The organism is Shewanella sp. ISS20, assembly GCF_056522965.1.
In genome coordinates this window covers 1916770-1929885 of record NZ_JAWRZK010000001.1, presented here as the reverse complement: position 1 = coordinate 1929885, position 13116 = coordinate 1916770, and the positions used below count along the sequence as shown (strand labels likewise).

The window sequence follows — 13116 nt, the reverse complement described above, 5'->3', positions numbered from 1 at the left end:
GCGCCTCATGGGCGCCTTGTTTATGTAGAGCGAAAAGATTCATCAAAACTGGCACTCAACGACTGGTACTCAAAATAGCGACTTGAAATTATGACTTAAGCTTTGGGGCAAAATTCATCAATACGTTGTTGCTGCGTGGTAATTTCTGCTGCCCGCTCTTGATCGCTTAAGGTCACTTGTTCACCTGATTTTGTGCCTTTGCGGGTCAGTCGATTTTGACTATTAAGTAGTTTTAGTTTTTCCTGCGCCAATTCACACAACATTTTTGTTTGAGCAGGATCTTTGGCCTGAATAAGTAACGCCTCGGCACTGGCTATTTCAGCGGCTGTCGATTGAGTCGGTTGTTTTGTCGGTGCACTGACATATCCCGATTTTTGCGGCTCAATATCATCGTTATAAACTTGAGTGAATTTTATATCGTTTGCGGGCGGCTGCTGACTATAGTGGACTAGGCCATTGGCATCCACCCAAGAGTAAATGACTTCACTTGCCATAACCTGAGTTGATACACTTAAGCTAATGATAAAGAGAGCCCGCTTAGATAAACTTAAAAAGTGTGGCATGTGCAGTTCCTTGCGGCCATATCTCAGTCGTGGTGGTTAAAGTTTACTCAAGCTCAGCAACCTTGCCAACTGCTAACGACACATAACCAAGATTAACCTTAGTCTATTCATAGCTAAATATGCCCATATGGCCAGCTAAAACTCAGAACTAAACATAAAAGCGGGATTAATTGCTCGAAATGGTCGTCAATCGGATGGTTTTGGTTGATATTTGAGCGCTTGGTGTGGTTTGACTCAATAAGCGCTTGCGCAATTGCGGCAGCGCCCTATAATGCGCCCCACTGACACGGAAAACGGCGCTGTAAGGCAACGATACTGGGTCAGGATGGAACTTGCGAAGCAAGTTAACCATGAGTGATTAAGGGTGTTAGGCGAAAGTTTAACCGCGTGAATCCAAGCCTGAAATAAGGGCTTGACCCACTCAGGTTTATGCGTAAAATACGCATCCCTAGCACGTAGCGGCAACGTTCTTTAACAAGTAGAAGACAAGCAAATCTGTGTGGACATTCACAGTAGTTGATAAATCGACAACGATTTAAAACGTCTCGCAAGAGACTTCAACGAAGATGTCCGCATAACATGCAAATTCGGTGATTTATCATCGAATCGACAGAATTCATTGAGCAGGACCTTTGGGTCCGAACAAAACTTTAATTGAAGAGTTTGATCATGGCTCAGATTGAACGCTGGCGGCAGGCCTAACACATGCAAGTCGAGCGGCAGCGGGAAGTAACTTGTTACTTTGCCGGCGAGCGGCGGACGGGTGAGTAATGCCTGGGAATTTGCCCATTTGTGGGGGATAACAGTTGGAAACGACTGCTAATACCGCATACGCCCTACGGGGGAAAGCAGGGGAGCCTTCGGGTCCTTGCGCTGATGGATAAGCCCAGGTGGGATTAGCTAGTAGGTGAGGTAAAGGCTCACCTAGGCGACGATCCCTAGCTGTTCTGAGAGGATGATCAGCCACACTGGGACTGAGACACGGCCCAGACTCCTACGGGAGGCAGCAGTGGGGAATATTGCACAATGGGGGAAACCCTGATGCAGCCATGCCGCGTGTGTGAAGAAGGCCTTCGGGTTGTAAAGCACTTTCAGTAGGGAGGAAAGGTTGACGGTTAATACCCGTTAGCTGTGACGTTACCTACAGAAGAAGGACCGGCTAACTCCGTGCCAGCAGCCGCGGTAATACGGAGGGTCCGAGCGTTAATCGGAATTACTGGGCGTAAAGCGTGCGCAGGCGGTTTGTTAAGCGAGATGTGAAAGCCCCGGGCTCAACCTGGGAATTGCATTTTGAACTGGCAAACTAGAGTCTTGTAGAGGGGGGTAGAATTTCAGGTGTAGCGGTGAAATGCGTAGAGATCTGAAGGAATACCGGTGGCGAAGGCGGCCCCCTGGACAAAGACTGACGCTCATGCACGAAAGCGTGGGGAGCAAACAGGATTAGATACCCTGGTAGTCCACGCCGTAAACGATGTCTACTCGGAGTTTGGTGTCTTGAACACTGGGCTCTCAAGCTAACGCATTAAGTAGACCGCCTGGGGAGTACGGCCGCAAGGTTAAAACTCAAATGAATTGACGGGGGCCCGCACAAGCGGTGGAGCATGTGGTTTAATTCGATGCAACGCGAAGAACCTTACCTACTCTTGACATCCAGAGAATTCGCTAGAGATAGCTTAGTGCCTTCGGGAACTCTGAGACAGGTGCTGCATGGCTGTCGTCAGCTCGTGTTGTGAAATGTTGGGTTAAGTCCCGCAACGAGCGCAACCCTTATCCTTATTTGCCAGCACGTAATGGTGGGAACTCTAGGGAGACTGCCGGTGATAAACCGGAGGAAGGTGGGGACGACGTCAAGTCATCATGGCCCTTACGAGTAGGGCTACACACGTGCTACAATGGTCGGTACAGAGGGTTGCAAAGCCGCGAGGTGGAGCTAATCTCACAAAGCCGATCGTAGTCCGGATTGGAGTCTGCAACTCGACTCCATGAAGTCGGAATCGCTAGTAATCGTGGATCAGAATGCCACGGTGAATACGTTCCCGGGCCTTGTACACACCGCCCGTCACACCATGGGAGTGGGCTGCACCAGAAGTAGATAGCTTAACCCTTCGGGGAGGGCGTTTACCACGGTGTGGTTCATGACTGGGGTGAAGTCGTAACAAGGTAGCCCTAGGGGAACCTGGGGCTGGATCACCTCCTTACCTATGCGATTTAGCATTACTGTTGAGTGTTCACACAGATTGCCTTGTCTTGTTGACGAGCAAAACATTACCTTCCTTTGAAGGGGTGTCGTTCTTTAAAAATTTGGAAAGCTGATAGTAGAACTTAATGCGCGAGCATTAGGTGATACAAAATTGAGTTCTCAAAATACTTTAATCAAGTGTTTTGGATATTCTTTAACTTCAGAAATGAAGTAAATCAAGGCGTTCTTTTGCGAAAGCAAGAGACAGTAAAAACCAGCTAGTTGCAATACGCTCAAGTGAAACTCATTTGGGTTGTATGGTTAAGTGACTAAGCGTATACGGTGGATGCCTTGGCAGTCAGAGGCGATGAAGGACGTAGTAACTTGCGAAAAGCGTTGGCGAGCTAGTAACAAGCATTTGAGCTAACGATGTCCGAATGGGGAAACCCGGCCACATAAGTGGTCATCATACAGTGAATACATAGCTGTATGAGGCGAACCTGGGGAACTGAAACATCTAAGTACCCAGAGGAAAAGAAATCAACCGAGATTCCCTAAGTAGCGGCGAGCGAACGGGGATTAGCCCTTAAGTCTAGGGGGTGTTAGTGGAATGGTCTGGAAAGTCCAACGGTACAGGGTGATAGTCCCGTACATGAAAACTAACCTTAGATGAAAACGAGTAAGGCGGCACACGTGATATGTTGTCTGAACATGGGGGGACCATCCTCCAAGGCTAAATACTCCTGACTGACCGATAGTGAACCAGTACCGTGAGGGAAAGGCGAAAAGAACCCCTGTGAGGGGAGTGAAATAGAACCTGAAACCGTATACGTACAAGCAGTGGGAGCGGTTCTTGAGACCGTGACTGCGTACCTTTTGTATAATGGGTCAGCGACTTACATTTAGTAGCGAGGTTAAGCGAATAGCGGAGCCGTAGGGAAACCGAGTGTTAACTGCGCGTTTAGTTGCTAGGTGTAGACCCGAAACCCGGTGATCTAGCCATGGGCAGGTTGAAGGTTGAGTAACATCAACTGGAGGACCGAACCGACTAATGTTGAAAAATTAGCGGATGACTTGTGGCTGGGGGTGAAAGGCCAATCAAACCGGGAGATATCTGGTTCTCCTCGAAAGCTATTTAGGTAGCGCCTCGCACGAATACCATTGGGGGTAGAGCACTGTTAAGGCTAGGGGGTCATCCCGACTTACCAACCCTTTGCAAACTCCGAATACCAATGAGTACTATGCGGGAGACAGACAGCGGGTGCTAACGTCCGTTGTCAAAAGGGAAACAACCCAGACCGTCAGCTAAGGTCCCAAAGTACTAGCTAAGTGGGAAACGATGTGGGAAGGCTTAGACAGCTAGGATGTTGGCTTAGAAGCAGCCATCATTTAAAGAAAGCGTAATAGCTCACTAGTCGAGTCGGCCTGCGCGGAAGATGTAACGGGGCTAAGCTAGTCACCGAAGCTACGGGTGCATTTCATTAGAGATGCGCGGTAGAGGAGCGTTCTGTAAGCCGTTGAAGGTGAAGGGGTAACCCACGCTGGAGGTATCAGAAGTGCGAATGCTGACATGAGTAACGATAAAGGGGGTGAAAAACCCCCTCGCCGGAAGACCAAGGGTTCCTGTCCAACGTTAATCGGGGCAGGGTGAGTCGACCCCTAAGGCGAGGCCGAAAGGCGTAGTCGATGGGAAACGGGTTAATATTCCCGTACTTGTGCTAACTGCGATGGAGAGACGGAGAAGGCTAGGCTAGCGCGGCGTTGGTAGTCCGCGTTTAAGGTGGTAGGCGGTATTCTTAGGCAAATCCGGGAATACATACGCTGAGAGCTGATGACGAGGTCCTACGGGACTGAAGTAGTTGATGCCATGCTTCCAGGAAAATCTTCTAAGCTTCAGGTTAGCAGGAATCGTACCCCAAACCGACACAGGTGGTCGGGTAGAGAATACCAAGGCGCTTGAGAGAACTCGGCTGAAGGAACTAGGCAAAATGGTACCGTAACTTCGGGAGAAGGTACGCTCCTGCCGGTGATGAGACTTGCTCTCTAAGCTAGCGGGAGTCGCAGATACCAGGTGGCTGCAACTGTTTATCAAAAACACAGCACTGTGCAAAATCGCAAGATGAAGTATACGGTGTGACGCCTGCCCGGTGCCGGAAGGTTAATTGATTGGGTTATCTTCGGAGAAGCTCATGATCGAAGCCCCGGTAAACGGCGGCCGTAACTATAACGGTCCTAAGGTAGCGAAATTCCTTGTCGGGTAAGTTCCGACCTGCACGAATGGCGTAATGATGGCCACGCTGTCTCCAGCCGAGACTCAGTGAAGTTGAAATTGCGGTGAAGATGCCGTATACCCGCGGCTAGACGGAAAGACCCCGTGAACCTTTACTATAGCTTGGCACTGAACATTGAACCTACATGTGTAGGATAGGTGGGAGACTTTGAAGCATGAACGCTAGTTTGTGTGGAGTCGTCCTTGAAATACCACCCTTGTAGTTTTGATGTTCTAACCTAGGTCCCTTATCGGGATTAGGGACAGTGCCTGGTGGGTAGTTTGACTGGGGCGGTCTCCTCCCAAAGAGTAACGGAGGAGCACGAAGGTTGGCTAAGTACGGTCGGACATCGTACGGTTAGTGCAATGGCATAAGCCAGCTTAACTGCGAGACAGACACGTCGAGCAGGTACGAAAGTAGGTCATAGTGATCCGGTGGTTCTGAATGGAAGGGCCATCGCTCAACGGATAAAAGGTACTCCGGGGATAACAGGCTGATACCGCCCAAGAGTTCATATCGACGGCGGTGTTTGGCACCTCGATGTCGGCTCATCACATCCTGGGGCTGAAGTCGGTCCCAAGGGTATGGCTGTTCGCCATTTAAAGTGGTACGCGAGCTGGGTTCAGAACGTCGTGAGACAGTTCGGTCCCTATCTGCCGTGGGCGTTGGATGATTGAGGGGAGCTGCTCCTAGTACGAGAGGACCGGAGTGGACGAACCGCTGGTGTTCGGGTTGTCATGCCAATGGCATTGCCCGGTAGCTACGTTCGGAATCGATAACCGCTGAAAGCATCTAAGCGGGAAGCGAGCCCCAAGATGAGTCATCCCTAGGACTATAAGTCCTCTGAAGGGCCGTCCGAGACTAGGACGTTGATAGGCAAGGTGTGTAAGCGTTGTGAGGCGTTGAGCTAACTTGTACTAATGACCCGAGAGGCTTAACCATACAACCCAGATGGGTTTTACTGAACAAGCCTGAAAGAATCGAAAAATACTTGATTGAAGATTGAGTACTCAATAGCAAAAAATCCCAGGTCGCTTAGCTCAGCTGGGAGAGCACCTCCCTTACAAGGAGGGGGTCACTGGTTCGAGCCCAGTAGCGACCACCAATTTTTGACAGCTTTCCGAATTCCAAATTTGTCTGGAGACCATAGCACTGTGGCACCACCTGATCCCATTCCGAACTCAGAAGTGAAACGCAGTCGCGCCGATGGTAGTGTGGGGTTTCCCCATGCGAGAGTAGGTCATCTCCAGGCGCCTAATTTGCTTGCAAAAGCACGTCTCCTAACGCTGACACGTTAGCGACGCTAAAAGAATTTAGTGAGAAGCGCAAGCCATCACTAAAGGAGCGGTAGTTCAGTTGGTTAGAATACCGGCCTGTCACGCCGGGGGTCGCGGGTTCGAGTCCCGTCCGCTCCGCCAACATTTCGATAAGCCCTAACAGTAATGTTAGGGCTTTTTCGTATCTTAAATTTGATGCTGTGATTTAGTGGGGCTGTCCTGTTCGCCCCAGCTTCGCGATCATAAGCTCATCGCTGCGCAATATTCACCCATCAACATTAAAATCAAAGCCTCAGCAGCAATGCTGAGGCATTTTTCGTTGTGGCATTTTAGCTTTTATGAGGCATTGCTTCGCGCCACTTTAGCTCAAACGAATGATTGGTAGGCTAGCAGTTCACATCACACAATTTCTCAAAACAAAAAGCCCTAACAGCCATGTTAGGGCTTTTTGTTATCTATCAATGAACAGTTTAACTCTCATCACTGAGTGGCTAATTATTGCCGCTAAGTGCTAAGTGCTAAGTGCTAAGTGCTAAGTGCTTTAAAAATTGAGGCTTAACCTTGGCTCTTAAAAAGAGTCATTAGTCACTCGCGTTAACTTACTGGTGCTTAAGGGTACATATTGGCAATCATTCACATCTTGGAAGCACATTTTAGTGTGACGAGTAAATTCAGTGGCTGATAATTGCCAGTGCTCAATGTACTTTGCCGGTCGCTGTTGATACACACCTTGGTATTGAATAGTTAACTGCTGATCGAGTGTGCTGTCGGTATTAAAGGGTAAGCCATTGCTGAGGTTATCTTGCTGCAACTCAGTGTAATTGCTGAGGCCTTGGTTCGGGGTTATCTCAGCCTGACTTAAAGTGCCGCTATGGTCATGAAAGTCGCTGGAGTAAAGTAGCTGTGCTTCTTTATCAAAACTCATTACCTTAACGGCATAGTTTTGTAAGCCATCGGCAGAATAGGTGATGTTAAAGGTCAATATGCCTTGATCTGGGGTGAGGTTGGCTGCGATTTGGGTGGCAACTTTCGTGGGCTCACTTTGGGCGTAGTAGGTGCTTCCTTGCCATTGGCCGGATAGATTTTGCAGCAGTGCCTGCGGGTCGGCATAACTTTGGCTACTAATGAGTGAAAAACTTAAGCACAGTGACGATAATTTCAGAATTTTAGTGATATTTAGCTGAGGAAAAAATACTAACATGGCTGCGGCCTTTGCATAAAATTAAGCGATTAATTTCATTATTATACGCTTACTTGGCGTAATTATCGACGCATCGCTTAAAAGCTCAGCAGTCGGGTCGTTCTTAGTGAAAAAGTACTTTACCTTTACCCCACTTTTACGCATAATCCGTCTCGTCAACAGGGGTGTAGTTCCAATTGGTAGAACAGCGGTCTCCAAAACCGATGGTTGCGGGTTCGAGTCCTGCCACCCCTGCCAAATTCTAGAAAAAGGCCATTCAGCAATGAATGGCCTTTTTTGCATTTACAGATTAATAAATCGTAAGCGTCCGGGCAAGTACATCTTCAGCTTATATTGTTGAACCTCTATCTTAACGACTGACCATTTCATCAGGAGTTAATATGGCTAAACGTTCCCATGAAGACTGGGCTGTTTTGATACAACAGCAACCCGCTAGCGGCTTAACGATTACCGCTTTTTGCCGTCAGTATAAGCTTAGTCTTAGCGGATTTTACGCCCGTAAAGCCGATATGACTAAAACAAGCAGTCCAAAGGTTACGCCGTTTGTTCAGGCCACCGTGGCCTCGCCGACAGCGATGACGACCCAAGCTCAACCTGGCCCTCCTCAACAAAGTATCTGCTTACAACATCAAACAGGTTTATGGACTTTTCCCTGTTCATTACCCGCAACTTATTTGCTTGATATCATCAAAGGCCTGCAAGCATGTTGATGTTTCGTGAGCTTCCTCGCGTGTACCTGCATCGAGCACCAGTGGATTTTCGTCAATCAATAAATGGCTTAGCCGTCATCGTTGAGCAACAATTGTCGCTATCAGCCACCGATGGCAGCGTGTTTGTGTTTTGTAATAAAGCCCGTGACAAACTCAAGATTTTGTATTGGGATAACACAGATTTTGCACTTTGGTACAAGCGCCTCGAACAGGCTAAAGTCAAGTGGCCAACTCAAAGCGAAGATGAGTGTATGCGCTTATCTGAGCAGCAGTTTCATTGGCTACTTTCAGGATTTGACGTATTAGGCCATCAGCATATTAAGGGCTTGAGTTACAGCTGATCGCCATTACGTATGCTGTTTCCCATAATTAGATCACTGTTTCACCCTTATCTAAGGAGCGTTTTGGTACAATCACACCATGTAATTAAGCCCTGAAAACCTACCCAACGACGTTGATTTACTTAAGCAATTATTGCTTGAGACGTTGGCGGCTAACGATAATGCTCTCGCGTTAAAAGAGGCGGAAATCGCGGCGCTCAAACAATCGGTGCAACGGTTACTTGAGCAATTTAGGTTAACCCAGCAAAAGCGTTTTGGTGCCAGCAGTGAAAGCCATGATTATCAAGGTGAGTTGTTTAACGAAGTTGAAGTCACGGTTGATGAGCCCGTTGAATTAACGGCAGATGCTGATGTGTCAGTACCGCCTAAACAACGGGCCAAGCGTAAATTATTGCCTAAAGACCTGCCGCGAGAAATTATTATCCATGACATCAGTGATGAAGATAAGCAGTGTGATTGCTGTGGACATCAGCTGGCGTTAATGGGCCAAGATAGCAGCGAGAAGCTTCAGTTTATTCCGGCACAAATCAGTGTGATTGAACACGTTAGATTAAAATACAGCTGCAAGCATTGCGAAACGCAAGGCACTCAGGCCAATATTAAACAAGCGCCGGTGCCCGCCAGTCCTATTCCTAAAAGCTTTGCCACTCCAAGCCTATTAAGCCAACTTATCACCAGTAAGTATCAGTACGCATTACCGCTGTACCGGCAAGAAACCTTGTTCAAGCAACATGGTATCGCCTTAAGTCGGCAAACCATGGCAGATTGAATGATGAAATCGGCCGCGCTGTTTAAACCCTTATATGATTTACTGCACCAGCATTTGTTAACACAAGAAGTCATCCATGCGGACGAAACCACGCTCAACGTGATTAACGATGAGCGGGTAAAATCCTATATGTGGGTGTATTGCTCCGGTGCGGATGGACCAAGCACTGAGCCTAGATATCAAGGTTTACGCAGCATTGTACTGTACGACTATCAAGACGGTAGCCGTGCGAGCTCGTGCGTGAGTCATTTTCTTGCCACCGAGCAAACGGTGTTTAATGGTTATTTACCGGTCGATGGTTACGCAGCTTACCAGCAGGTAAGTCATAAACTTGTGGGCTGTTGGGCTTAGTCTCCTGAGTCGCTCTACCTCCTGCATCCATGCAGTCGTGGGCACACGCGCGGCGTAAGTTCAAAGAAGCGATAGTGGCACAAGGAAAAAACAAAACAGGCAAAGTCATTAAAGCAGATATGGCACTGAGCATGATAGCCAAGCTGTACCGCATTGAAATGCAAATACAATCACTGAGTTTACAGGAACGGCTGTATTTTAGGCGCACGCACTCAACTGCCCACCTGGCGTTATTTAAGCAATGGCTGGATAAATCAGCGCAGCAAGTGTCAAAGCAAAGCCCTCTAGGCCAAGCCATCCATTACAGCCTCAATCAATGGTCAAAGCTGAGTCTTTATACAGAAGACGGCCGACTGAATATCGACAACAACCGTGCCGAACGCGCAGTAAAACCGTTTGTGATAGGGCGTAAGAACTGGCTGTTTAACCACAACCATCGTGGTGCTGAGGCGAGTGCTATTTTATACAGCATCATAGAAACGGCCAAGGCAAATGGGCTAACGCCATTCGATTACATTGAACACTGTTTAGAGCAATTATCTCACCCTCACTGCGACCTCAATAGCCTCTTACCTTGGCAGGTTGATCAAGGCAAGGTGTAGATCACCGGACGTTTACAATAAATCAGTTTATTAAGTCCGATGCATTAACTCACAGTCCCACTCTTCTGCCTCAGCCGTTAACAGCGTAAACTTCACCGACTGAGTGTTAAGGATAAATATCATGACGCAACGATCTCAACTACTCGCTATGGGTATTACGCCGTTACGACTCAATGAGCGTGGTCGTAAGCAATTTCCTATCACGGGATCTGCAAGTATTGCGTTAACAGAGCAAGGGGCTAGCGCTGCGCTATCACCTTGGGTTGTTAAGTTAGCCGCCGATACGCAAGTAAGCGCTGAGAGCTTGCTAGGACACCCTGTGATGCAAGCATTACTCAAGTTAGCGGATATCGCGCCAAGCACTTGTTCTGCGCAGCCTAATGTTGACGCGGGGCAACACTTGCTATGGGATCTCACCGGCAAAGATGATGGGCTAGTGCATTCTTTAGCGTTACATGAGTTAACTCAGCTCGCTGATGCTGCAACTAAGCGGCACTTATGGGCGTGTCTATGGGAGTGGTTAGCGCAGCAAAGCAGTGGTAAAAATAATGAGCAGTAATAAACAATTAGTCGCGCTGTCGTTAAGCGATGTGAAGGCTATGGCATCGATTGCCAGCGACTTAGGTTATCCGCTATCAGAAAGTAGCTTACAGGGCTGTTTTGGCCCCTTGTATCGAGTGTCAGGGCTTTATGTAGATAAGCAATTGCTTGGTTTTAGTATTTGCCAGCAGATCATCGATGAAGTCACGCTGATGGATATATGTGTCGCGCCGCAATTTCAAGGGCAAGGCATAGGCGCTTGGTTACTTAAGCATATGTATGACGAAGCCAAAGCGGCTAGCGCGGTCGTGATCATGCTTGAGGTTAAGGCATCTAACCATGGCGCTAGGCATCTTTATCAAAAACTTGGGTTTATCGAAACAGGTATCAGAGCTAATTATTATCAAACGCCAGCGGGACGCGAGGATGCGATTCTAATGGATTGGCAAGTTAGCGTTTAAGGCTTGTGATTAATGCTTTAGCTAAGTTTAAAAGACACTTAGCTAAGCACGGGTAAAGATTTTAGTTAGCAATGCACAGATACAAAAAAGCCGCAGTGTTATCACTGCGGCTTTTTTATTGGCGTTTAAAGTTACTTAACTTCTTTGCCTTGAGCTTGTAAGTCAGCGTGATAACTTGAACGCACTAATGGGCCACAAGCGGCATGGCTAAAGCCTAAGTCATCGGCAATGCGTTTGAATTCAGCAAACTCATCTGGCGTGACGTAACGCTCGACCGGCAAATGGAACTTAGATGGCTGCAAGTACTGACCTAAGGTTAGCATGTTGACATTATGGTCACGCAAGTCCTTGAGTACTTGTACTATCTCTTCATTCGCTTCACCCAGACCCAGCATGATGCCGGATTTAGTAGGAATGTTTGGATGACGCTCTTTAAAGCGTTTTAGTAAGTCTAATGACCACTGATAGTTAGCACCGGGTCTTGCCTTGCGATAATGGGCTGGCGCCGTTTCTAAGTTGTGATTGAAAACATCTGGTGGCTCATTGGCCAAGATGTCCAAAGCGGCATCGATGCGACCACGAAAATCTGGTACTAAGATTTCAATCTTAATTTCAGGATTTAACAGACGAATTTCGCGAATACAATCGGCAAAGTGCTGCGCGCCACCATCACGTAAATCATCACGGTCAACAGAAGTAATTACGACATACTTAAGCTTCATGTCGGCAATAGTTTTTGCCAACTTTTTAGGCTCGGCACTATCCGGCTTAAGTGGACGGCCATGAGCCACGTCGCAAAATGGGCAGCGACGAGTACAAATGGCACCTAAGATCATAAAGGTAGCCGTACCATGGTTAAAACATTCAGCCAGGTTAGGGCATGAAGCCTCTTCACACACTGAATGTAAGCCATTACTACGCAAGGCTTGCTTAATGTCATTGATGCGCTGATTCGACGCTGGCAGCTTTACTCGCAGCCAGTCGGGTTTGCGTAACATAGTGTCTTTTTCAGAAGGCACAACCTTCACTGGAATTCGAGCTACTTTGTCAGCATCGCGGAGTTTAACTCCTGGCTGTAATCGTTCTGGCCTGTTCATGTATGAGATACTTCCTCAGTACTTGTAGTGGATAATCCGTGATGATGAATAACTTGGGGATAGGCTAGTTGTTGGCTAAGGGTGTCAGTCAATGCCGCAGCTGCTTGCTCAACCGATTGCGGTCCAGCTAATGCTTGGCATTGGACCATTTCCATCCCAGCATATCCACAAGGATTAATGCGTTGAAAGGGCGCTAAGTCCATATTGACGTTAAGCGCTAAGCCGTGAAACGAGCATCCTTTACGAATACGTAAGCCTAATGAAGCAATTTTGCCCGCGCCTACATACACGCCTGGGGCATCAGCCTTAGCAAATGCGTCAATACCGTAAGACGTTAACATCGCAATTATGCTGTTTTCAATAGCGGTGACTAATTGCCTAACTCCAAGTTTTTTACGCTTTAAGTCAAGTAATGGGTAGGCTACTAATTGCCCTGGACCGTGATAAGTCACTTGTCCGCCGCGATCGACTTGAATGACTGGGATATCACCAGGCGCCAAAATATGTTCACTCTTGCCCGCTTGACCTTGGGTAAATACGGGAGGGTGTTCCACTAACCATAATTCGTCTTGGTCGTGCTCGGTGCGATGGTCGGTATAGTGTTGCATCGCATGCCAGACTGTCTGGTAATCCATGTTGCCTAAATGGCGTACATGTAAACAGCTAGCAAGATCTGCGGTGTTAAGCTCAACGGACACTGTCGCGGCCTCTTTCAACTAAATGTGGGGTCATTATACGCGAGGGGTAAGAAATGT

Annotated in this window: 8 protein-coding genes, 3 tRNA genes, 3 rRNA genes and 1 pseudogene; 11 read left to right on the top strand and 4 right to left on the bottom strand. The window is 47.8% G+C overall.

The window, feature by feature from the left end:
- Positions 1 to 95 precede the first annotated feature (95 nt).
- The gene (locus AC1HDP_RS08925; RefSeq protein ID WP_479638476.1) at positions 96 to 563 is read right to left on the bottom strand and encodes a DUF4124 domain-containing protein; all 468 of its coding nucleotides are present in this window, start codon (positions 561 to 563) and stop codon (positions 96 to 98) included.
- A gap of 651 nt (positions 564 to 1214) precedes the next feature.
- Here AC1HDP_RS08925 and AC1HDP_RS08920 point away from each other — a divergent pair.
- The 5 genes from AC1HDP_RS08920 to AC1HDP_RS08900 all read left to right on the top strand — a co-directional run bounded on the left by AC1HDP_RS08920 (position 1215) and on the right by AC1HDP_RS08900 (position 6430).
- Positions 1215 to 2761, top strand: a 16S ribosomal RNA gene (locus tag AC1HDP_RS08920).
- A 300-nt stretch (positions 2762 to 3061) separates the two neighbouring features.
- Positions 3062 to 5954: ribosomal RNA gene (locus AC1HDP_RS08915) — 23S ribosomal RNA — on the top strand.
- Positions 5955 to 6041: 87 nt separating this feature from the next.
- A tRNA-Val gene (locus AC1HDP_RS08910) sits at positions 6042 to 6117 on the top strand.
- Positions 6118 to 6148: 31 nt separating this feature from the next.
- A 5S ribosomal RNA gene (gene rrf, locus AC1HDP_RS08905) occupies positions 6149 to 6264 on the top strand.
- Together the 16S, 23S and 5S rRNA genes with 2 tRNA genes alongside form the textbook arrangement of a ribosomal RNA operon.
- 89 nt (positions 6265 to 6353) lie before the next feature.
- A tRNA-Asp gene (locus AC1HDP_RS08900) sits at positions 6354 to 6430 on the top strand.
- A 427-nt stretch (positions 6431 to 6857) separates the two neighbouring features.
- Here the strand turns inward: AC1HDP_RS08900 and AC1HDP_RS08895 are convergent.
- Positions 6858 to 7490, bottom strand: a complete 633-nt coding sequence (locus AC1HDP_RS08895) for a hypothetical protein (protein WP_479638475.1) — start codon at positions 7488 to 7490, stop codon at positions 6858 to 6860.
- A gap of 160 nt (positions 7491 to 7650) precedes the next feature.
- On the opposite strand from AC1HDP_RS08895, the gene AC1HDP_RS08890 reads away from it, so the two are divergent.
- The 6 genes and pseudogenes from AC1HDP_RS08890 to rimI all read left to right on the top strand — a co-directional run bounded on the left by AC1HDP_RS08890 (position 7651) and on the right by rimI (position 11264).
- Positions 7651 to 7727 (top strand) — tRNA-Trp (locus AC1HDP_RS08890).
- A 143-nt stretch (positions 7728 to 7870) separates the two neighbouring features.
- Complete coding sequence (tnpA, locus tag AC1HDP_RS08885) at positions 7871 to 8200, top strand: IS66 family insertion sequence element accessory protein TnpA (RefSeq protein ID WP_479638474.1); 330 nt, start codon at positions 7871 to 7873, stop codon at positions 8198 to 8200.
- Complete coding sequence (gene tnpB / locus AC1HDP_RS08880; protein WP_479638473.1) at positions 8194 to 8541, top strand: IS66 family insertion sequence element accessory protein TnpB; 348 nt, start codon at positions 8194 to 8196, stop codon at positions 8539 to 8541. Before tnpA ends, tnpB begins: the two co-directional genes overlap by 7 nt.
- A gap of 133 nt (positions 8542 to 8674) precedes the next feature.
- Positions 8675 to 10263, top strand: a pseudogene (gene tnpC / locus AC1HDP_RS08875) (IS66 family transposase).
- A 121-nt stretch (positions 10264 to 10384) separates the two neighbouring features.
- On the top strand, positions 10385 to 10822 hold the full coding sequence (locus tag AC1HDP_RS08870) for a hypothetical protein (protein ID WP_479638472.1): 438 nt from the start codon (positions 10385 to 10387) through the stop codon (positions 10820 to 10822).
- A complete protein-coding gene (gene rimI / locus AC1HDP_RS08865) occupies positions 10812 to 11264 on the top strand; it encodes a ribosomal protein S18-alanine N-acetyltransferase (RefSeq protein WP_479638471.1) in 453 nt (150 codons plus the stop codon). Before AC1HDP_RS08870 ends, rimI begins: the two co-directional genes overlap by 11 nt.
- Before the next feature lie 131 nt (positions 11265 to 11395).
- Here the strand turns inward: rimI and lipA are convergent, their stop codons facing one another.
- Entirely contained in the window at positions 11396 to 12361 is a 966-nt protein-coding gene (gene lipA, locus AC1HDP_RS08860; protein WP_479638470.1) for a lipoyl synthase, read from the bottom strand.
- Positions 12358 to 13059, bottom strand: a complete 702-nt coding sequence (gene lipB, locus AC1HDP_RS08855) for a lipoyl(octanoyl) transferase LipB (RefSeq protein WP_479638469.1) — start codon at positions 13057 to 13059, stop codon at positions 12358 to 12360. The genes lipA and lipB overlap by 4 nt, the downstream gene beginning before the upstream one ends.
- Positions 13060 to 13116: the final 57 nt, after the last annotated feature.